17 protein-coding genes are annotated in these 20,175 nt (G+C 56.8%); 9 read left to right on the top strand and 8 right to left on the bottom strand.

Features of this window, described 5'->3' with window-relative positions:
• Positions 1-17 precede the first annotated feature (17 nt).
• Entirely contained in the window at positions 18-725 is a 708-nt protein-coding gene (locus L5014_RS08135) for a TetR/AcrR family transcriptional regulator (protein WP_238463069.1), read from the top strand.
• A gap of 299 nt (positions 726-1,024) precedes the next feature.
• Here L5014_RS08135 and L5014_RS08125 read toward each other — a convergent pair whose 3' ends face one another.
• From L5014_RS08125 to L5014_RS08115, 3 genes are read right to left on the bottom strand one after another with little or no spacing between them, the layout of a single operon-like run.
• Complete coding sequence (locus L5014_RS08125; protein ID WP_238463068.1) at positions 1,025-1,207, bottom strand: hypothetical protein; 183 nt, start codon at positions 1,205-1,207, stop codon at positions 1,025-1,027.
• Between the two features lie 12 nt (positions 1,208-1,219).
• Positions 1,220-2,008: a flavin reductase family protein gene (locus L5014_RS08120; protein ID WP_238463067.1), complete on the bottom strand. Its 789-nt coding sequence runs from the start codon at positions 2,006-2,008 to the stop codon at positions 1,220-1,222.
• Positions 2,009-2,041: 33 nt separating this feature from the next.
• The gene (locus L5014_RS08115) at positions 2,042-3,142 is read right to left on the bottom strand and encodes an LLM class flavin-dependent oxidoreductase (protein ID WP_238463191.1); all 1,101 of its coding nucleotides are present in this window, start codon (positions 3,140-3,142) and stop codon (positions 2,042-2,044) included.
• 756 nt (positions 3,143-3,898) lie between these two features.
• Here L5014_RS08115 and L5014_RS08110 point away from each other — a divergent pair.
• From L5014_RS08110 to L5014_RS08100, 3 genes are all read left to right on the top strand, one after another.
• Positions 3,899-4,831 (top strand): LysR family transcriptional regulator, encoded by a 933-nt coding sequence (locus tag L5014_RS08110; RefSeq protein WP_238463066.1) that lies wholly within the window; start codon positions 3,899-3,901, stop codon positions 4,829-4,831.
• Positions 4,832-4,981: 150 nt separating this feature from the next.
• Entirely contained in the window at positions 4,982-5,776 is a 795-nt protein-coding gene (locus tag L5014_RS08105) for an enoyl-CoA hydratase/isomerase family protein (protein ID WP_238463065.1), read from the top strand.
• Positions 5,777-5,803: 27 nt separating this feature from the next.
• A complete protein-coding gene (locus tag L5014_RS08100) occupies positions 5,804-6,562 on the top strand; it encodes an SDR family NAD(P)-dependent oxidoreductase (protein ID WP_238463064.1) in 759 nt (252 codons plus the stop codon).
• A 35-nt stretch (positions 6,563-6,597) separates the two neighbouring features.
• Here L5014_RS08100 and L5014_RS08095 read toward each other — a convergent pair whose 3' ends face one another.
• From L5014_RS08095 to L5014_RS08075, 5 genes are all read right to left on the bottom strand, one after another.
• The gene (locus tag L5014_RS08095) at positions 6,598-7,545 is read right to left on the bottom strand and encodes a LysR family transcriptional regulator (RefSeq protein WP_238463063.1); all 948 of its coding nucleotides are present in this window, start codon (positions 7,543-7,545) and stop codon (positions 6,598-6,600) included.
• 129 nt (positions 7,546-7,674) lie between these two features.
• A complete protein-coding gene (locus L5014_RS08090; protein ID WP_238463062.1) occupies positions 7,675-9,039 on the bottom strand; it encodes an MFS transporter in 1,365 nt (454 codons plus the stop codon).
• A 57-nt stretch (positions 9,040-9,096) separates the two neighbouring features.
• Entirely contained in the window at positions 9,097-10,167 is a 1,071-nt protein-coding gene (locus L5014_RS08085; RefSeq protein ID WP_238463061.1) for a porin, read from the bottom strand.
• A 284-nt stretch (positions 10,168-10,451) separates the two neighbouring features.
• On the bottom strand, positions 10,452-11,240 hold the full coding sequence (locus tag L5014_RS08080; protein ID WP_238463060.1) for a flavin reductase family protein: 789 nt from the start codon (positions 11,238-11,240) through the stop codon (positions 10,452-10,454).
• Positions 11,241-11,274: 34 nt separating this feature from the next.
• Positions 11,275-12,336, bottom strand: a complete 1,062-nt coding sequence (locus L5014_RS08075) for an LLM class flavin-dependent oxidoreductase (RefSeq protein WP_238463059.1) — start codon at positions 12,334-12,336, stop codon at positions 11,275-11,277.
• Between the two features lie 351 nt (positions 12,337-12,687).
• Here L5014_RS08075 and L5014_RS08070 point away from each other — a divergent pair, with 351 nt between their 5' ends.
• The 5 genes from L5014_RS08070 to L5014_RS08050 all read left to right on the top strand — a co-directional run bounded on the left by L5014_RS08070 (position 12,688) and on the right by L5014_RS08050 (position 20,150).
• A complete protein-coding gene (locus tag L5014_RS08070; protein WP_238463058.1) occupies positions 12,688-14,337 on the top strand; it encodes a long-chain fatty acid--CoA ligase in 1,650 nt (549 codons plus the stop codon).
• A gap of 10 nt (positions 14,338-14,347) precedes the next feature.
• Positions 14,348-15,559 carry an SDR family NAD(P)-dependent oxidoreductase gene (locus tag L5014_RS08065; protein WP_238463057.1) on the top strand — a complete coding sequence of 404 codons (1,212 nt, stop codon included), beginning with the start codon at positions 14,348-14,350 and terminating at the stop codon, positions 15,557-15,559.
• 33 nt (positions 15,560-15,592) lie between these two features.
• The gene (locus L5014_RS08060; RefSeq protein WP_238463056.1) at positions 15,593-16,951 is read left to right on the top strand and encodes a glucose 1-dehydrogenase; all 1,359 of its coding nucleotides are present in this window, start codon (positions 15,593-15,595) and stop codon (positions 16,949-16,951) included.
• 45 nt (positions 16,952-16,996) lie between these two features.
• A complete protein-coding gene (locus L5014_RS08055) occupies positions 16,997-17,770 on the top strand; it encodes an enoyl-CoA hydratase/isomerase family protein (RefSeq protein ID WP_238463055.1) in 774 nt (257 codons plus the stop codon).
• A gap of 100 nt (positions 17,771-17,870) precedes the next feature.
• Positions 17,871-20,150: an acyl-CoA dehydrogenase family protein gene (locus L5014_RS08050; protein WP_238463054.1), complete on the top strand. Its 2,280-nt coding sequence runs from the start codon at positions 17,871-17,873 to the stop codon at positions 20,148-20,150.
• Positions 20,151-20,175 lie beyond the last annotated feature (25 nt).

Raw genomic sequence — 20,175 nt, 5'->3', positions numbered from 1 at the left:
AATGAACTGGAGAAAAAATGAAGGCTCCGATTGAGAACTACCAGAGCCGCGTAGGCGCGTTACGCCGGGAAAAGACGCGCAACAAGCTGATCGAGAGCGCACTAGCCGTTTTCGCCGAAAAGGGCCCCGATGCTCCGATGATCGATGACTTCATCGCCGCCGCCGGGGTGGCGCGAGGCACGTTCTACAACTACTTCAGGACAACTGGCGAATTGCTCGCGGCCGTTGCCGGCGAGACCAGCGATGAAGTGCTCAGCGTGATTGACCCGCTCGTGCTTGAAGTGAGCGATCCCGCGCAGCGCGTGGTGACGGGCTCGCGGCTTTATATGCTGATGGCGGCGCGCTATCCGCTGTGGGGCGCATTCATCACGCGCGTGGGCACACGGCGCGGCTCGCGCGGCCGCCTGCTCGACGAATACCTCACGCGTGACTTGCAGATGGCGATCGACTCAGGGCGGTTGCATGTCGGCCACGTGACGGTGGCCCGCGATATCACCCTCGGCTCGATCATGTACGGCATCGAAACGCTGCTGTCTGGCGAAGCGCCCGAGGACTATACCGAGCAGTCGATGTTTGCGTTGTTGCAGGCTTTCGGTGTTGGCGCGGATGAGGCGCGCACGATGGCGTGGGCGCCGCTTGGCAATTGCCCGGAGCCGCGCGGCGCCATTTTCGAGCGCGTGCGCCGGTGTGGACCCGGCACAGACGCAACTGAATCCTGCGAATGACCCGGTAATTGTTCTGCCGAGCGTGAGGCGACACCCTTCGAGCTTATCCACTTTCTCGAAAAGCGCGGCGACTTGATCCTCTGGCGACACGATCGGCAAGAGACCGTTCTTGAAGCAGTTATTGCGGAAAATCTCAGCAAAACTCGGGTCGGGGGCGCCAGCAAAAGAAAGACACGATTTCGTGGCGCAAGCCATGATCCGGCGCCCCTTCTTATCGTTACTAGTCAGATGGCTCTTGACGTAAAAGCCCTCCTGATTATGTATCCAAGAGGGCTTTAGAATGAATCCCGGTTCAGGAATCAGGTCTTTCCTTGCACCCGGCAGTTCACCAACTCCACAGCGCCGTCACTGAAATAGATGGACAGATCGAGCCCGTAGTCTCTGGAGTTCACGAATGCAGATACGACCGCGGTCCGGCGATCTTCGGAGATCGCGTTTGCCCCTTGCTGGGCAGCATCGATATTCCTGTCTTGGGTCAGCATCTCGATCTCCGTTTACTGCGTCAGACCGCGAATCCCGGCGTTGAAGTTCACCATCGGCGATCCTGCGTCGTCGGTGGTCGTCTTGCGGATCTTGCCAACAAACATCGCGTGTGTGCCCAAGGTCGTCATGTGGATGATGTCACATTCAACATTGGCCAACGCATCAACCAGGATCGGCAGGCCGTCCAGACCCGAACTCCATTGCCCGGTAGCAAAACGGGGGCAACCCTGCGGCTCCTTCAGGAACTTCGCCACCACGTCATGGTGTGTTTGGCCCAAGATGTTGGCCACGAACTTGCCATTGGTTTTCAGCGGCCCAAGCATGGATGAATCGCGGTGCACGAAGAAGCCGACTAACGGAGGTTCCGCCGAAATCGCAGTCAAGCTGGACACCACCATACCGCTCGGATTTGTGATATCTCCCGTGGTGATCGCGGACACGCCCGCCGGAAGCATGCGCATTGCCGCCTTGAAATCGTCGACAGAACTACCCGCCGAGTTTTCATTACGCACAATATGAGCGCGAATCAGGCCTTCTTCGTTGACCCAGTTGAATTTCCTGGCGAAACCCACCATTGCTTCGAAGCCGGTCTCCCATTCAACATCGCCGGCCTTTCCGGACAGAAATCGAATGATCTGGGGATTGACCCAGACGTGCTCTTCATCCGAACGATGACCGACTCGCGCAATTGCCGCATCCAGCAACGCGCCACGTTGTTCGTCTACCAAGATATCGAATTGTTTGAAGTGCGACGGCGCAATAAGAGTAATCGCACCGCTATTCGTCAAATGTAGACGCATTAGAGGTCTCCGTATTTCTTGCTTACTGGTTGATCAAGCCAACACCGCTGCTTCGTTCCGTGCCAGTTCCTTGCACACTGTCGGGATGATCTTGTCGCCCCAGAGTTCGATCTGCTTGAGCATCATCTTCTGGTCGCAGTCACCAAGCTGCGTTTGAAGTGCGATATGGTTCGGCTTCAAGATCTCGATTTCCTGAAGCAGCTTGTCGACAACCTCGTTAATCGAGCCGACCGGCAGATTGGCGCGCAGTTGGCCGAGGGTCATGTCGGCGGCGCACGGCGTTTCCTTCACGAGGTACCCATCGTCCATGTCCATGCGACGATCCTTCAGCGATTCCGAGATACGACGAGCCCAGCGTGCCGAATCGAGATACGACCTGATTTCCGATTCGTTATCCGAAGCAAATCCGCAGCGCAGGAAGCCAATCCTGGTCGTGGAGAGGTCCTTGCCAAGTTCCGTGGCCAGCCCCTCAAGGCGAGCGCGCAAACCGCGCAGTGCGTCGGCGCCACCGTGCAGAACCGTGGTGAACAGGTTCACGTTTTCGTTGAATGCGCGACCCAGCGTGTCCGGGTTCATCGACGTGATCCACAGCGGCACCTTTTCCTGCACCATACGGATCGCAATCGACGTCGGCGGTATTTCGAAGTGCTTGCTCTTGTGCTCAAAGACCTTCTGGCCCAGCCCGTGGTTAATCACGTCCCACATTTCGTGGAAGATCTCGCCGCTGTTTGCGAGCTTGCAGCCGAAGCGCTCGAATTCGAATTGCTGGTAGCCAGAGCCGATGCCCAGTTCGAGACGCCCTTCCGACAGCGTGTCTGCAAGACCGATTTCAGCGAGCAGACGTGCTGGATGATACAAGGGCAGGATACAAACCGCCGAACCCAGACGGATCGTCCTCGTCCTGGCTGCCGCGTGTGCGATCGTCATCAAGGGCGACGGCGAAAGCGAGTAGTTGTTGAAATGGTGCTCTGCGTACCACGCGGCGTTGAAGCCAGCCTGTTCAGCGACAACCGTCTGCTCGATCGTGTTGTGAATAACACTCTGCGAAGTCTGTGCGTACGAGCGTTGTTGACCCAAAATAAATACACCGAATTCCATGATGATGTCTCCGTTGTTATGGTTAGCTGGCTGCATCTCCACTGGAACCGATTTAAGCAGTTCGACGAATCCGGCACAATCCAAAAACCTCTCCTTCTGTATTAAGAATTTGACATCAATACTCTTCTAATTGAACTGCTAGTTCGTAGTAAATTACGCTTGCCCAGAAGCAGGACCGCATAAATTCAGATCGTTCTACGAACGTGTCACGATGGACAAGAGACGATCTTGGACCCAAAGAAATCGAAGTTGTTGTGTCTGATCCAAATCGAGAATGCCGCGACGGGTAAACATGCCGGGGAGATCGGTCTTGGCCAACGAAAGTTCGACGCGGCCGTCGGGAAACGTGATGCGCGGCGTTCGGACCTCGGGGAATTAACGGCGCGTCGCCCTGGCGCGCACCAAGTCGGACCCGATCACACCACGCCTCGGTGCGCCAGATCGTCGATACGTTCGGCGCTGTAGCACATCACACAATCGAAGAATTTCTCGTTCTGTATTGCGCATTTGACATCAATACTCACCCGATTACAGCTCTTGTGTGTAGTAAAGTAGTCTCACCCTTGGAGGGATATCTCCGGCTCAGATTGAGTATTAACCCCAATGGTTCAGCAGTGCGTTTCCTGCGTGGGGCAAAGTCGCGGCTCTGTTTCTTTCGAATACCTCTACCAACAAACCCGATGTTCCTCGACGGTGGACTTGTGTCTTTTCTGGTTACTTTATTCCGAAATGTGCAATAATTGATTTTTATTGAAAGCAAAAGGGTGAGTCGTCGTGGACCGACTTCGTGCGATGGAATTCTTCCTTTCTATTTCCAGAAATAAAAGCTTTTCAGAAACTGCCCGCCAATTCGGCATCGCCCCGGCCTCGGTTTCGAGAATGGTTCTGGATCTCGAGCATGACCTGAAGGTTAAGTTGTTCACCCGCACTACCCGCAATGTCGCCTTGACCGAAGCAGGGCTCGAATATGCAAAGCATGTCGAAGACGTTCTGCGGCGCATTGAAGATGCCCATCGGAGCATCACTTCCATTACCACCGCCCCCTCGGGAACGCTACGCGTTCATTCGCGCGTCATGTTCGGCGTGGGCGTGTTACCGACTCTAATCAGCGAATTCTCCAGGCTTTACCCGGATATTCAAGTCGAATTGGTGCTGAGCGAAAGCCCGGCTGATCTAAGCAAGGATCAGATCGATATTGATTTTCGAATTGCACCTCCAGTTGAATCCGGGATCAAGCGCCGAATTCTTTTCAGGAGTGAGCGCTACCTGGTAGTGTCTCCTGGTTACTTCATTGGCCGGAGCAAGCCCACATCGCCGGAAGAACTGAAACTTCACCGATGCGTCGCTTATTTCATGCCGGGCAACGGCTATTCATGGCGATTCCGGAAAGACGATGTCGAATCGGAAGTCCCGTTTCAGCCCTGTCATGTGAGCAATAACGGTCTTGCTCTACTCGAATTCGCACGCATGGGTGAAGGCATCGTTCTTCTGGATGACTACACTGTGCATAAAGATCTCATGAGCGGAAGATTGGTGCGGCTGCTTCCCGAATATCAGGTCACCAATTCCTCATTCGAAGACGGTATGTACGCGACGATTATCGATTCTCCGTCCATCCCGACCAAGACCCGCCTGTTCCTGGACTTCGTCGCTTCCCGCGTCTCCGGCTCAGAACTCAGATTCTCCGCTTACGCGTCCCATGAAGCAAAAAAGCCAACGAACTGATCATCATAAGACCTGCCAGGCACCCTGGACTACCCGTGATTTGGATGAATCAGCCTTGGTTTTTGATTGAAAATCATCCAATCTGGAGACGGTAGAATCTCTTGTACACCTTGGCACCATAAATCAAGAGATAACTACCGGAGTAGACGCATGAGCGCAGACGTACAAGAGATCGCCGAAACTACGGTGACCCTGGAAGTCCAGGATGGCGTGGCCCTGGTCACGCTCAATCGTCCCGAGGTCAAGAACGCGCTATCGCGGGCCATGCGTCGTCGTCTCATTGCCGTATTTGACGAAATCAGCCTTCGCGACGATATTCGCTGCGCTGTCCTGACCGGCGCCGGTACCGCCTTTTGTGCTGGGGCGGACCTCCGCGACCGCCCGGACCCCGACGTCCCGGGCGACTTCCTCGATCACAACCGATGGACTCGCGAAACCGGCAATTCGATCAAAGAGTGCGCAAAGCCCGTGATCGCCGCTGTAAATGGCCCGGCCCTGGGCGCCGGTCTGGGCTTGATGGCCTCATGTGACATCATGTACGCGTCAGAAAATGCTGTGTTCGCGATGCCGGAGATCAACGTCGGCCTGGCTGGCGGTGCATCGATGCTGTGCACGTTGTTCGGTCGCTCGACTGTCCGCCGCATGTTCTTTACCGGCGATAAGTTGACGGCTCAAGATCTGCTGCGTCGTAATGTGCTGGAGGACGTGCTCCACCCCGATCAGTTGCTGCCCCACGTCATGGAACTGGCTCGCCGCATTGCCAGCAAATCCCCGATCGCGCTAGTCCAGGCAAAGAAAGCTGCCAACTTCACCGACCAAATGCCCCAGCGTGAGGCCTACCGTCACGAGCAGGACATCACGATGATGCTGGCCAGGACCGAGGACGCCAAGGAAGCCCGCATGGCATTCCTGGAAAAACGCGCACCTGTATTTAAGGGTCGATAATCCATTAACCGGGAACGGAAAGCTAATATGCAACAAGATTTGGTTGGGCGTTATGCCCTCGTGACTGGAGCCGGCGCTGGTATTGGTAAATCGACCGCTCTCAGACTGGCCGCACGTGGCGCTATCGTTGGCGTCAACGACCTGAAGGATGAACTAGTCAGCGATACCGTTGAAGCCGTGATTGCTGCTGGCGGCCACGCATTTCCAGTCGTGAAGAACGTCTCGACGCGCGAAGGCATCACCGAGGCCGTTAATATCGTTTATGAAAAAGGCGGTCGCTTCGATATCCTGATCAGTAACGCGGCCTGGGTTCGCTATCAATCGGTGTTGGAGATCGCCCCCGAGACGGTAGATCGTATGCTTGATGTCGGTTTCAAAGCCGTAATCTGGGGGATTCAAGCCGCGGCGGCAGTCATGGATCCCGAGCGCGGCGGCGCCATCGTCAACGTGGCCTCAACGGCAGCTCTGCGCTCTGCCGCGAACTCCATTGTGTACTCGGGCATCAAGTCCGGTATCCTGGGGATCACGCGTGCGGCGGCGGCAGAACTGGGGGCCCGAAATATCCGTGTCAATGCAGTTTGCCCTTCTGCAGTTCCAACCGAAGGCACGGCCCGAAATCGTAACGAAGAACGCGATGCCAGGCGCGTGGCGACGACTCCGCTGGGCCGTTTGGGCAACGTCGATGACATCGCCAAGGCAATCGTGTATCTGGTCTCCGATGATGCTGGGTTCGTAACCGCGCAGTGGTTGGCTGTCGATGGCGGCATCACCTTCACGAATATTTAAGCAGTAGTATTAGCAGACCCCTGTCATGCCCTCTGCTAACGAGACATCTTCACTTCACTAGACTCATAAGCAGAGAATCTAAGTTCCGAGCCCGAGATGCGGGAGGCTACGAAGTCCAGGAACAGGCGAATCTTGGCAGGAATGGCAGGCGAATCAACAATTGTCGCGTACATACCATCTTCGAAACTCGAATTGGTCACCTGATACTCAGGAAGCAGGCGAATCAATCTTCCGCTTATAAGATCCTTATGAACGGTGTAGTCATCCAGAAGAACGATACCTTCACCCATGCGTGCGAATTCGAGTAAGGCGATACCGTTATTGCTTACGTGACGGGGATGAAACTGGACTTCATTTTCAACGTCGTCTTTCCGGAATCGCCATGAATAGCTGGTTCCCGGCATGAAATAAGCGACGCATTGATGTGCTTTCAGTTGTTCCGGCGAAGCGACTGAGCTTCGACCAATGAAGTAACCGGGAGAAGCTACCAGGTAGCGGTCACTTCTGAAGAGAATTCGGCGTTTGATGCCTGATTCAATCGGCGGCGCAATCCGGAAATCAATATCGATTTGATCCCTGGTAAAATCAGCGCGGGCTTCGCTCAGCGTCAATTCGATTTGAATTTCCGGGTAAAGTTTCGAAAATTCGGCAATCAGCGTCGGCAATACACCAAGGCCGAACATAACCCGAGAATGAACGCGTAGCGTTCCCGAGGGTGTAGAGGTGATAGAGGTGACGCTCCGTTGCGCATCATCTATGCTCCGCAGGATACCTTCGACATGCTTTGCGTATTCGATCCCCGCTTCGGTCAGCGTGACACTGCGCGTGGTTCGAGTGAACAGCTTAACCTTCAGGTCATGCTCGAGATCCAGAATCATTCTCGAAACGGAGGCCGCGGCAGTACCGAACTGGCGAGCAGTTTCTGAAAAATTCTTATTTCTGGAAATAGAAAGAAATAACTCCATCGCACGAAGCCTGTCCACGAAGTCTCCCTATTTTGTTTTCAATATGCGGAATCATTGCGTATTCCGGGAATAGCTTGACCAGAAAAAATACAAAGCCACTACACGCTGGCAGCAGCTTTGTGGAACCGAACATAGGCTCTCGCTTGCCTATCCGTGGAAGGCCGCCTTCGCCTCGACACCATCGTATCGATTGCGTAGGGACGGGATACCGAAGCCAATACAGATGATCGCGATCGAAGCGACGACGGTCGGGAGTGCGACCGCTGCGACGATGGTCGTCAGGGGCCAGCCGAGTCCAATCAGCGTGGCGCCCAGGAACGTCCCGGCCACACCGCCGAAGCGACCGACAGCCAGCACCCAGGCAGCGCCCGTCGCGCGCGAGGACGTTGGATACATCTGGGTTGCGAGCGTGGACATCGAGGAGCAGGCTCCGTTGTTGCCCATTGCCGTCAACACCAGCATCCACAGCAGTGCGTTGCCGTGAACGCCCGTGATGCCGACAACAACAGCCAGAATTGCCGAGATCGCGAAGTAGATCGAGATGACGCGCAAGGAGCCGAACTTGTCCATCAGGATACCGCCCAGGAGAATGGCGATGCCAGAGAACCAGTTGAACGCCATCATGACGTTGGCGGTTTCGGCCAGTGAACGACCTTCAGCGCTCATGATCGTCGGCGTCCACATCAGCAGCACGTAGAGCACGACCGTCGAGCAGATATACGCAACCCACAGGAGCAGCGTCGGGACCGCCAGCTCCTTCGAGAACAGTTCAACAAACGAGAACTTGTGCTTTTTAGCAGCGGCAGTCGCGTCAGCAATAAACTGAACACCAGAAAAATCGACTGTCGAGTCGATGCGCGAAAGGACCTTGGGGATCCTGGCGCTGTCCTTTTGAGCCGTCGCGAGGTATCGAACCGATTCCGGCAAAAAGAACAGTAGCAGAACTGCCACGATCAAGGGAGCGATGCCACAAACCAGGAGGTATCCTTGCCAGCCATGTTGCGGAATCACGGAGCGCGCGAGCGGACCACAGATTCCGCCACCCACCGCGTAGCCGAAGAGCATCCCATTGACTGCACGGCTGCGCATGCGCGAGGGCAGGAATTCGTTCATCATCGTGGCGCAAAGCGGAATTGCAGCGCCAAGACCGATACCGGTATAGAAGCGCGACCACATAAGTTCGTGCAGCGTCGTGGACTGTGCCGACCAGATGGTGGTGATACCGAAGAGCGCAACGCTCAGGATGAGAACCAGACGGCGGCCAATGCGGTCAGCGAACGGAGCGCCCAGTGCTGCACCGATGCCGATGCCGATCAACGATGCCGAAAGGACCGGTGCCAGCTCAGCCTTGGTTGCCTGCATTTGCTTAAGCAGCGCAGGAGCAATCAAACCCATTGCACTTGCATCGAGACCATCCAGAAGAATGGTCAGAAACATGAGCAAGAATAGAATTGCATGGAATGGTTTAAGTGGTCGTTCGTCGATGAACGACTGGACGTTAATAGTTTTCATTTTCCAGTTTGATAGCCTATAGGTTTTTACAACACTGGGTAACTTTTAAAACGTCAATCAGAAGTTGTGAACCAGACCGACGGAGACCCCGAACTGGGCCGAGGAGCCCGGTGCCATATTGAGCAGGGTCTGGGTACTGTACTTGTCGTGCTTGTAGGCACCCGTGAACCAGTTACGGTCAGCCTCTACGTACAGCGACGTCGATTTCGACAGCGAGTACAGTGCTTCGATGTATGCCGTATTTTTATTGCCGTTTGCGCCATCGACGTTCGACAGGTTCCTGGCCACGTCGATATAGTAGGCACCGATCAGGGTGAAGTATGGGGTCGGTTGGTAACGTCCACCGATCGTCGTCACGTAGTCGCGGCGAGCCGGACCCGCCGCGCCATCGATCGTCGTCAGGCGCAGCGTCACCAGGTTCAGGTATGCCTTCAGACCGCCGTACGTGTAGGTACCGCCGATCCACCAGTTGTCCTGCGTACCCGTTTCATCCGGGCTGTACTGACGCTGAAACGAAACAGCGGCCTCCAGGCCGTGCGCTGCGTAGTAAATGTCGCCCGAGTAATTTACGCCCGCACGCGATGCGCCGGCCACGCCCGAGGGATTGTAGCTCGCGCTGAGTGCGAAGTCGCCGATGTGCTTCGTGTAAACAATGTTGTTGTTGGTACGCGAATCGTGAGTCCACACGTCGGTCAGGATTTGGCCGAGCGGGCATATTGCGGCGATACCGCCACCAATGTAAATCGGGTCCATCATGATCGCGCGCAGTGCCGTCGTTGCGTACTGGCGACCGAACGTCAGACGACCGAACTGCTGGCTGTCGATGCCCATGTATGCCTTCCCGTACCACAGCGTGTTCGGCGAAGTCATGGCACCGGTGTTGATGTTGAAATAGTTTTCCAACTGGAAGACCGCTTTGTTGCCGCCACCGAGGTCTTCCGAGCCGAACAAGCCCCAACGTTCCGGAGAGATCGCATTGGCCATCTGGAATGTTGCGCCGCCTGCGGTGTTGTTGACGTAACGAACGCCGTCGCTGATGTAGCCATACATCGTGACCGAGGACTGCGCGTGTGCAGCGGATGCCAAGGATGTCGCGGCAACCGCTGCCGCAAGTATTTTCGTCTTCATTTAGTCTCCAAGATCAGAAGACGCGCTTTCGCGCGCTCATTCATTTATTTATTTATTTGCTTATCTTGATACACGCTTACAGCACCAACCGGCCGGTATACCGTCTTGCAAACGGCAAGTAGGTGCGCCCTGCAAACAACACGTTCGGCGATACGCGGAGATAGTTGTCGTCGGCCTCGCGGCCTCAAATCGACGCCGCCCCTGTTTAACGGGGTTCATTACGAAAAGGAGGATCGCGTGCGATAGCTGCAGAGTTCGCACCCGTAACCCATCTGGACCTCCGACTACGACGCGAGAGCGCGGATCGCGGCGTTGAAGTTCACCATCGGTGATCCAGCGTCGTCGGTTGTCGTCTTGCGGATCCTGCCCACGACCATCTCGTGCGTTCCGAGGGTCGTCGTATGGATGATGTCGCACTCGACATTAGCCAATGCGTCCACCAGGATCGGGATATTGTCCAGGCCAGAACCCCACCGACCGCTGGCGAAGCGGGCGCTGCCCTGCTGCTCTTTCAGGAAGTTCGTCACCACGTCATGGTGTGCCTGCCCCAGGATGTTGGCCACAAATTTGCCATTGCTTCTCAACGGATTCAGCATGGACGAATGCCGGTGCACGAAGAATCCAATCAGCGGCGGCTCCGCCGAAATCGACGTCAGGCTCGATACCACCATACCGTTTGGATTGTCGATATCGCCCGTCGTGATCGCTGACACGCCGGCGGGCAACATGCGCATTGCTGCCTTGAAGTCATCGACGGAACTGCCTGCCGAGCTTTCATTGCGCACAATGTGGGCTCGGATCAAACCTGCTTCGCTAACCCAGTTGAATTTCCTGGCGAAGCCAACCATTGCTTCGAAGTCGGCTTCCCAGTCAGCGTCTCCGGCCTTGCCCGACAGAAAGCGAATAACCTGCGGATTAACCCATATGTGCTCTTCGTCAGCACATTCACCGATTCGTGCAATCGACTGATCCAGCAAGGAGGCAGGCTGCTCGTCTACCAGGATCTCGAATTGCTTGAAGTGCGACGGCGCAATCAGCGTAATCGCGCCACTATTCGTCAAATGCAGACGCATGCCATGCCTCCCGGATTTATTGCTTGCTGCTGGATCAGGCAGTTGCAGTTTCGTTTCGCGCCAGTTCCTTGCGCACTGCCGGGATGATCTTGTCGCCCCAGAGTTCGATCTGCTTGAGCATCGTCTTCTGGTCACAATCACCGAGTTGCGTCTGGAGTGCGATGTGATTCGGCTTCAGGATTTCGATTTCCTGAAGCAGTTTGTCCACGACTTCGTTGACCGAACCAACCGGCAAATTCTGACGCAATTGGTCGAGGGTCATGTCGACGGCGCACGGCGTCTCCTTGATGAGATAGCCGTCGTCGACGTCCATACGGCGATCCTTCAGCGATTCGGAAATACGACGCGCCCAGCGTGCGGAATCCAGATACGCATCGACTTCAGCCTTGCTGTCCGATGCGAAGCCGCAACGCAGGAAGCCAATCTTGGTCTTGCTGAGATCCTTGCCCAGCCCCGAGGCCAGATCTTCCAGCCGACCGCGCAGGCCGCGCAGAGCGTCGTTTCCTCCGTGCAGGACCGTCGTGAACAGGTTCGCGTTTTCGTTAAATGCGCGACCCAGCGTCCCCGGATTCATCGACGTGATCCAGAGCGGCACCCTTTCCTGAATGGTGCGGATCGCAACCGACGTCGGCAGCATTTCGAAATGCTTCCCCTTGTACTCAAAGACCTTCTCGTTCAGCCCGTGGTTAATGATGTCCCAGATTTCGTGGAAGATTTCGCCCGACGTCGGGAGGTCCGAGCCGAAGCGCTCGAATTCGAACTGCTGGTAGCCCGAGCCGATGCCCAGTTCCAGACGGCCGTCGGATAGCGTGTCTACAAGACCGATTTCAGCCAGAAGGCGTGCAGGATGGTAAAGCGGAAGAATGCAAACTGCCGAGCCAAGACGGATCCTGGTCGTCCTGGCCGCTGCGTGAGCAATCGTCATCAGCGGCGACGGGGACAGCGAGTAGTTGTTGAAATGGTGCTCGGCGTACCAGGCGGCATCGAAGCCCGCTTGCTCGGCCACGACTGTTTGCTCGATGGTGTTGTGAATGACGCTCTGCGATGTCTGTGCGTAGCTGCGCTGCTGCGCGAGAAGAAATACCCCAAATTCCATGATGGCATCTCCGTTGTAATGGTAAGTGAATTACTGCCTGGAGCTCAGTCTGGAGCGGATTCTAAGCAGTTCATCGACCATCACACAATCGAAAAATTTCTCGTTCTGTATTGCGGATTTGACATCAATACTCACCCGATTGCGGCTCTTCTGTGTAGTAAAGTGACCTCGCCCAAGAAGGGATATTTCCGGTCCAGATTCGACATTAACCCGGCACTAACCCGGCATTAACCCCAATGTTTCAGCAGTACGTTTCCTGTGTAAGACGCGCGCGTTGTGGCTCTTTTTGCCTGATTCGGCAAACGGGCCCATGGAGTGAGACTTTATTTAGACAGATAAAACAGGACGACAATGAACGGACTGATGCAACAACGGCAGCTCCTGATCTCCGATTTGATTGAGCACGCGGCAAGCAACCATAGCGATCAAGAGATCGTATCCAACCTGGGCGATGGCAATTTCCATCGATATACCTGGTCTGCCGCTCGTCGCCGCTCAAAGCAGGTTGCAAACCTCATCCAGTCACTGGGTGTGAGCGCAGGCCAGCGTGTCGCTACGCTGGCGTGGAATACCCACCGCCACCTCGAACTCTATTACGGGGTTGCTGGCACTGGCGCGGTCCTGACCACCGTGAACCCGCGGCTGTTCGCAGAACAGATCGTCTACATCCTGAATCACTCCGGGAGCACACATGTATTCTTCGACGTGAACCTGGCCAGGCTGGTGGCGGAGATCGCGCCACAATGCCCGCATATACAAGGCTTCATCGCCCTGTGCGAAGCTGATCAGATGCCCGACATGGTGGTTCCCGGCCTCGCCTGCTATGAGTCGCTAATGGCCGGGTGCAGTGACGTCTATACGTGGCCACAACTTGACGAAAATAGCGCATCGTCCATGTGCTATACCTCGGGCACGACGGGCAAACCCAAGGGCGTTCTGTATAGCCATCGTTCAACGGTACTGCACGCCATGTCCACCTGCATGGCCGACAGCTTCGCTATTAGTGCCCGCGACAGCTTTCTCCTGATCGTCCCCATGTTTCATGTAAACGGCTGGGGCGTCCCCTATTCGTCGGCAATGGCCGGCGCCAAACTCGTTCTTCCGGGCTCGCAACTGTCTGGCGAAAACGTGTACTCGATGCTCCGCGACGAGAAGTGCACGGTATCTTGCGGTGTCCCTACCGTCTGGATGTCGTTGCTCGAATACGCGGAAAGCGTGGATTCAGAACAGCGTCGTCGCGACATCGTCGTGACTCGCGTCCTCTCGGGTGGATCTGCTGCTCCGCGTCGCATTATCGAAAAGTTCGAGGAATATTTCGGTGCCTATTTGTGTCAGGCATGGGGTATGACTGAAACGAGTCCTGTCGTGACCGTGAACATTCCGCTGCCCACGCACAACGATCTGACGCTCGATGAGCGCTTCGACCTTCAAATGCTTGCCGGTCGTTCGCTACCGGGTACCGAAATCGCGATCTTCGACGACGAAGGCAACCGCCTTCCCCACGATGGCCACACCACCGGTCAATTGAAAGTGCGCGGCCCCTGGATTGCCCGCGCCTACTACAACCACGAGGACGACGCATGGGACGCGAATGACTGGTTCGCAACCGGCGACATGGCGACGTTGAACGCCGACGGCTATCTCAAGATCACGGATCGCGCGAAAGACGTGATCAAGTCGGGTGGTGAATGGATTTCGTCTCTGGACCTGGAAAGCGTGGCGCTCAGCCATCCTGCGATTGAAGAGGCCGCTGTTATTGGTCTGCGCCACTCGCACTGGCAAGAGCGCCCGCTGCTCATCGTGGTGAAGCGCAAGGGAATGGATGTTACGGCTGACGAAATGCTGGATCACATGCGCAATAACGTTGCCAAGTGGTGGCTTCCCGATGACGTGGTCTTCGTGGATTCCCTCCCCCACACCGCGACTGGCAAGCTGTACAAGGTTCCGCTGCGCAAGCAATTCGAGAGCTTCAGATTCTCGACCGATGTCGAAAATGCTTGAGGATATGCATATGTATTCCCAGAAGACTGTTCTTATCACTGGATCCGCTTCCGGTATCGGCTATGCGAGCGCCATGCGCTTCGCCAAAGATGGCTGGCGCTGTGTGCTGGTGGATTACCAGGCCGAAGCATTGCAGGGCTTGATCGAGAAAATGCCGAAGGTTGACGAGCCGCACCTGATTCGCGTCGTCAATTTGATGGAGCCCACAGCAATCGCGGCACTGGCCGTGGATATGCCGTATCTCGACGCTATCGTCAATAATGCGGGCATGTCGGACAGCACGCAATTGCCGCTCACGGCGATGACGCAGGAGCAGTTTGCGCCGCTCGTCCGTCTGAATCTGGATGCGCCTCGCCTGATTTTCCAGGCGCTGGAAAAGAAGCTCAAAACATATGGCCGCGTCGTCAATGTATCGTCGGGTGCCGGGCTGCATGCGATCCCATTTCGAGGCGCGTACTCTCCGACCAAGACCGGCGTTATCGCCTTCACGCAAGCTCTGGCCGCTGCACGTCCGGAACTCGGCGTGACCGCCCTGTGCCCGGGTTTTGTGCGTACGGAAATCGTGCGCCGCTTGATTGAATCGGGGCGCCTCGATCCGGTTCGCGCAGCTGGCAAGACTCCCCTCGGTCGTATTGCGGAACCGGTCGAACTTGCTGAAGCGCTGTTCTTCCTGGGTAGCGAAGGCGCTCTCCCCCTCTCCGGTTCCGCTGTGTCGGTGGACGGCGCGGCGTCGGTCTACGGCGGGTCCATCCAGTGCGCCCCGGCCGAGTACGAAGTTCTGCCCATGGATGCCGAAACCACCATCGACGTCGTAGGTGTCGCTGCGGCCTCCGGACAAAACTGGATGTCGTTACAAACCGACAATAAGGACGCCACGTACATGTCGGTTATTGACGCCTCCGTGCTGAACGCACCGGATGGCCAGCGCCTGAATGCGGCGCATGAGGCGGCAAAGCGATTTGCCCGGTCGCATACACAAAACGCAAGCCTGACTCTCCTGCTCCCCACGCAGACCGAAGACTGGGCTACCTGCGGTGACGAAGCGGCGGCGCGTATGTTCGTCGCGACACAGGCTTGCGAATGGGGCTCAAAGGGTCTGCGCATCAATTCGCTCGAAGTCCACGCACATACCCCGGTCTCCCAGGTGCAGCCCATCGCCCGCTACATGGCGAGCGCGGCGGCACAATTCGTGACCGGCCAGTCGTGGACTATGGCTCCTTGAATTGCAGGTATCAAATAACAAACGGAGACGCGGATGGAACAGTCAGTGGAACAAAAGCGGATCAAGCAAAAGTTCATCGCCGCACGCGGTTACTGGCGCCCGTGGACCGATACCATTCTGAAACTCCATCCCGACTTCCTTGAGCGGTATGCGGATTATGCGGGTCAGCCGGCAGGAAAGGGCCCGCTCAGCCCACGGATGGTGGAACTGGTTTATGTCGCTCTCGACGCTTCGTCGGCTCACATGTACGGGCCCGGTCTTTCGACCCATCTCAAAGGTGCCTTGAGTGCGGGTGCAACACCTTTTGATGTGCTCGATGTGCTCCATCTGGTGTCTATGCAGGGGTTGGAAGCCGTTTATGCCAGCACGGCGATTCTTGGCCAGGAACTTGGCGCGCAAATGCCGGAGGACAACCCATCCGCCGGCATGCCGATCGGTGAAAAATTCAAGGCCGCTCATCCGGTCGCTGCCTCATTGATTGCAGGCCTCGCGCAGTTCGATGCGGAGTACGCGCAGGTTGTGACGGACTTCGTTCAATCTCTCTTAACGAAATCATCGAATCGGTCAAAGGGCAAGTTAATGAGCAACAGTGAAAATTCCCTGTCCTGGCTGGGTCTGTCTGGACGCATTTGCGTCGTCACGGGCGGTGCGGGTGGCATCGGTTCGGAAACGGCGAAGCATATGGCGGCCGCGGGCGCGAAAGTCGCGATCCTGGATCGAACCAGGGAAATCTGCCATGACGTCCTAAACGATATTCTGCTGGCTGGAGGCACCGCGATCGCCGTCGGCTGTGACGTGTCTGACGCCGCGTCTGTTGCTCTTGCTGCCGAAACGGTGTTACGTGAACTCGGCCCCGCTGAAGTTCTGATCAACAACGCAGGTATCGGCGGTGGTGGGCGTGTCGCGCTGCTCGATGCAACGCTCGACGAATGGCAGCGTCTGCTGTCGATCAATTTGACGGGCGCATTCCTCTGCGCACAGGCGTTCGGCGCTCAAATGATCGATGCGGGCAAAGGCGGAACAATGGTGCATGTGGCGTCTATCGGCGCAGACATCGCAATTCCCAAGGGGATTGCGTATAGCGTGAGCAAAGCCGGCGTTTTGATGCTCTCCAAACAGCTTTGCCTGGAGCTCGCACAATACGGAATTCGCAGTAATTGCGTGAGTCCTGGCCTGGTACGAACTCCTATGAGTGAGGCTTATTACCAGGACGAAGGTCGTTTACGTGCACGCAATGAGGCTGTACCCAGTGGCCGAATTGCAACGTCAAATGACATCGCGGAGGCAATTCTATTTTTGGCCAGCGATCGGTCCAGTTACGTCAACGGCGAAGAACTATTGATCGATGGCGGTTTGAGCCAGGTTGTGATGGCAAATATTCCGCGCGTCTGATTTATCGTATGCGCAGCACTCGAACTTTATAAAGGAATCTGGAAAATGGAATTCAATACCCTTCTCGTTGACATCAAAGACAAGATCGCACTCGTTACGCTCAACCGCCCGGAAAAGCGCAACGCCCAGAACGCCGAAATGCGCAATGACATCATCGAGTGTTTCGACGTGCTCGGCGCGCGTGACGATGTTATGGTCATCGTTGTTACGGGTGCGGGTTCCGCGTTCTCGGCAGGCGCCGACATCAGCGACCGCAAAGACCTCTCGCAACCTGGCGCGTTCCCGAAGCATCACCGTATCGTTCGGGAATCGGCGTATGCGATCCGCGAATGCCCGAAGCCCATCATCGCCGCTATCAATGGCGCGGCCATGGGCGCCGGCTTCGGCATCGTGATGAACTCGGACATCTGGGTGGCTTCGGAAGACGCTTACGTCTCGATGCCGGAAATCAACGTCGGCCTGGCTGGCGGCGTCTCGTTCCTGAACCGCATTTTTGGCCAGTCGCGGGCCCGCCGGATGTTCTACACGGGCATGAAAGTCTCGGGTCATGAACTGTATCGACTCGGCCTCGTGGAAGCGTGCACGACGAAAGAAGAACTGCTGCCCTTCGCGATGGAAATCGCCAAGGAAATCGCGTCGAAATCGCCTGTTGCGTTGCGTCTCGCGAAGGAAGCTGCGCGTATGACCGAGAACATGCCACTGCGTGAAGCCTACCGCTACGAGCAGGGCAACACCGAATTCCTGTCAAAAACCGAAGACTCGAAGGAAGCGCAGCGCGCCTTCCTCGAAAAGCGCGAGCCGGTTTACGTGGGCCGCTAATCGACCGGGCAGTTAAAAGATCTGTGGCTACGCCCCCCGAGCGGCTTAACCGCCCTATTGGATTTAGCAAGGCTAATTATCTATGAGTGAAATGGATAAAATGCGGGACGAAGCATTTTATGCGGCGTTTCGCGAAGAAATCGCCGAATATATCGAAGCCCATGTTCCCGCAGAGGTACGTGCTGCAACGCGCGCAAACAAGAAGTTGGGCCGCGAGCTCCTGAGTCAATACACCGCTGCGATGGCCAAGGGTGGTCTCGGCTATTCGGCGCCGGGCTGGACCAAAGCGTTCGGCGGCCCGGGTTGGGACGTGATGCAGCGCCTGATCTTCGAAGAAGTGACGGCGGCAATGGACTGCCCGCAGCTGTATCACCACGGCATTGGCCACATTGGCCCCGTGATCCAGGCATTCGGCACGGACGAGCAGAAAGCACGCTTCCTGCCCCCGATCATCGACGGTTCAGAGTGGTGGTGCCAAGGCTATTCGGAGCCGGGCGCCGGCTCCGATCTAGCCTCCCTCAAGACCGCTGCTGTTCTGGACGAAGCCGGCGAGAATTACATCGTCAACGGCCAGAAGATCTGGACGTCGCACGCTCAGGAAGCGGACATCATGTACACGCTCGTGCGAACGAGCAACGAAGGCAAACGTCAGGAAGGCATCACCCTGCTCCTGATCCCGATGAACACGCCGGGAATCGAAGTACGGCCGATCCACACGATTGACCAGTGGCACCACGTCAACGAAGTGTTCCTGAAGGACGTCAAAGTACCGGTGTTCAATCGCATCGGCGCTGAAGGCCAGGGCTGGTCGTACGGTAAGTTCCTGCTCGACCGCGAACGTCTGAGTCCGGCACTGATGCCGCGTCTGCTCCGTCACGTTCAGCAAGTGACCGAACTGGTTCAGGACAAGATCAAGGAAAAGGGCGCAACGCCGTCGCTGCTGAAGGCACTCGATCGCTTGCTCGAAGTCGAAGCCGGTGCATACGGTACGCGTGAAATCCTGCTGTCGGCAATCAAGGAAGACATGGCCGGCACGCTTCAGTCGTCCAAGTCGTCGGCGCTGAAAATGGCATGCTCGAAGCAGAGCCAGGAAGTGACGTCGATTGCCATGGACGTGCTCGGGCCCGAGTACGCCGCCCGCCTCCTCCCGCTGCTGCCGCTGGCAACGACCGAAGACGAGTTGAACCTCGAGCGCAACTTTGTCCATACGTACCTGTTCTACCGTTCACGTACGCTCGCCGGCGGCTCGACGGAAGTCCAGAAGAACATCATCGCCAGGTCGATCATGGGCGCGGGCTATGCGGTGAGCAACATGTTCCAGGGCGACATGTTCGACTCGTCGGCGCGCCTGGCCGCTGCTGCTGAAACGCAGAAGGGCAATGCCGTCGAAGGCAAAGCCTCCGGCAAGTGGCAACAAGCCCTCGAACTGGGCTGGCAGTCGGTTCTGGTTTCGGAAGACAACGGCGGCGTCGGCGCGACGCTCACGGACCTCGCAGGCATCGTTGAAGCGGCCTCGCGTTACACGAACGTGACCCCGCTGGTCGAGCGTTGTGCCGTGGCCCCGGTTCTTCTCGAAGCAGCGGCTGCGGCACCGATTGTGGGGCCGGTGCTCGAGCAACTGCTCAGCGGCGACGCTTCGGTGTCGCCGGTTCTGCAATCGAAGTCGGGCACGCCTCTCCAGGCGGCTACGGTCAGCCTGGAAGGCAACGTCCTGCGCGGTGCAATCCGTGGCTCGAATGAAAGCGAACCCGCAACGCACGTCATCTTCAACGCGTCTATCGCAGACGGCCAGGCTTTGGTGCTGATCGCGCGCTCGCGTCTGGCTGATCGCGCCCAGTTCTTCGGTGGTATCGACGGCACGGTTACCGTGGACTACGCGGTCGACGGCCTCGAAGTCAGCGAAGACGAAATCGTTCTGGTCGGCGCTGCCGCTAACGTCGCGGTCAATCAGGCTTTGCAGATCGGCGCACTGCTGTCATGCGTCCAGATCGTCGGTGCCGTCGGCGCCAAGGTCGAACAGACGATCCAGTATCTCAACGACCGCGTGCAGTTCGGCCAGCCGCTGGCTGTCCACCAGGTGCTCCAGCACAGCGTCGTGGATTGCTATGTGGCGTACGAAGGTATCAAGGGTCAAGTCGCTCGCCTGATCGAAGGCTTCAACGGTAGCGATGACTGCGCTATCGACCGTCTGGTCGTGCTGACCAAGATGTTCTGCGCGGGTGTTGCCAAGGACGTCGGCCACGCTGTTATCCAGATGCACGGCGGCATGGGCATGACGGTGGAAATGCCTGCCACGCAGCTTTGCATGCAGTCGCGCACCGCAGCGGAACGGTTCGGCAACCGTAGCCAATGTCTCGATTGGCTCGTCGCACAAGTCTGAACCCGACTTGATTCAGGCTCCCCGG

The organism is Paraburkholderia tagetis, from assembly GCF_022213065.1.
In the GTDB taxonomy this organism is placed as follows: Bacteria; Pseudomonadota; Gammaproteobacteria; order Burkholderiales; family Burkholderiaceae; genus Paraburkholderia; species Paraburkholderia tagetis.
The sequence above is the reverse complement of the archived record's forward strand: the minus strand, read 5'-3'. Positions and strand labels throughout refer to the sequence as shown.

Excerpts from the sequence above, each read along its gene's own strand:
- L5014_RS08075 (WP_238463059.1), bottom strand. The coding sequence starts at position 12,336 with ATGGAATTTGGGGTATTTCTTCTCGCGCAGCAGCGCAGCTACGCACAG.
- L5014_RS08090 (WP_238463062.1), bottom strand. The coding sequence starts at position 9,039 with ATGAAAACTATTAACGTCCAGTCGTTCATCGACGAACGACCACTTAAA.
- L5014_RS08125 (WP_238463068.1), bottom strand. The coding sequence starts at position 1,207 with ATGCTGACCCAAGACAGGAATATCGATGCTGCCCAGCAAGGGGCAAAC.
- L5014_RS08050 (WP_238463054.1), top strand. The coding sequence starts at position 17,871 with ATGCGGGACGAAGCATTTTATGCGGCGTTTCGCGAAGAAATCGCCGAA.
- L5014_RS08065 (WP_238463057.1), top strand. The coding sequence starts at position 14,348 with ATGTATTCCCAGAAGACTGTTCTTATCACTGGATCCGCTTCCGGTATC.
- L5014_RS08120 (WP_238463067.1), bottom strand. The coding sequence starts at position 2,008 with ATGCGTCTACATTTGACGAATAGCGGTGCGATTACTCTTATTGCGCCG.
- L5014_RS08135 (WP_238463069.1), top strand. The coding sequence starts at position 18 with ATGAAGGCTCCGATTGAGAACTACCAGAGCCGCGTAGGCGCGTTACGC.
- L5014_RS08070 (WP_238463058.1), top strand. The coding sequence starts at position 12,688 with ATGAACGGACTGATGCAACAACGGCAGCTCCTGATCTCCGATTTGATT.
- L5014_RS08085 (WP_238463061.1), bottom strand. The coding sequence starts at position 10,167 with ATGAAGACGAAAATACTTGCGGCAGCGGTTGCCGCGACATCCTTGGCA.
- L5014_RS08100 (WP_238463064.1), top strand. The coding sequence starts at position 5,804 with ATGCAACAAGATTTGGTTGGGCGTTATGCCCTCGTGACTGGAGCCGGC.
- L5014_RS08110 (WP_238463066.1), top strand. The coding sequence starts at position 3,899 with ATGGAATTCTTCCTTTCTATTTCCAGAAATAAAAGCTTTTCAGAAACT.
- L5014_RS08115 (WP_238463191.1), bottom strand. The coding sequence starts at position 3,142 with ATGCAGCCAGCTAACCATAACAACGGAGACATCATCATGGAATTCGGT.
- L5014_RS08055 (WP_238463055.1), top strand. The coding sequence starts at position 16,997 with ATGGAATTCAATACCCTTCTCGTTGACATCAAAGACAAGATCGCACTC.
- L5014_RS08105 (WP_238463065.1), top strand. The coding sequence starts at position 4,982 with ATGAGCGCAGACGTACAAGAGATCGCCGAAACTACGGTGACCCTGGAA.
- L5014_RS08080 (WP_238463060.1), bottom strand. The coding sequence starts at position 11,240 with ATGCGTCTGCATTTGACGAATAGTGGCGCGATTACGCTGATTGCGCCG.
- L5014_RS08060 (WP_238463056.1), top strand. The coding sequence starts at position 15,593 with ATGGAACAGTCAGTGGAACAAAAGCGGATCAAGCAAAAGTTCATCGCC.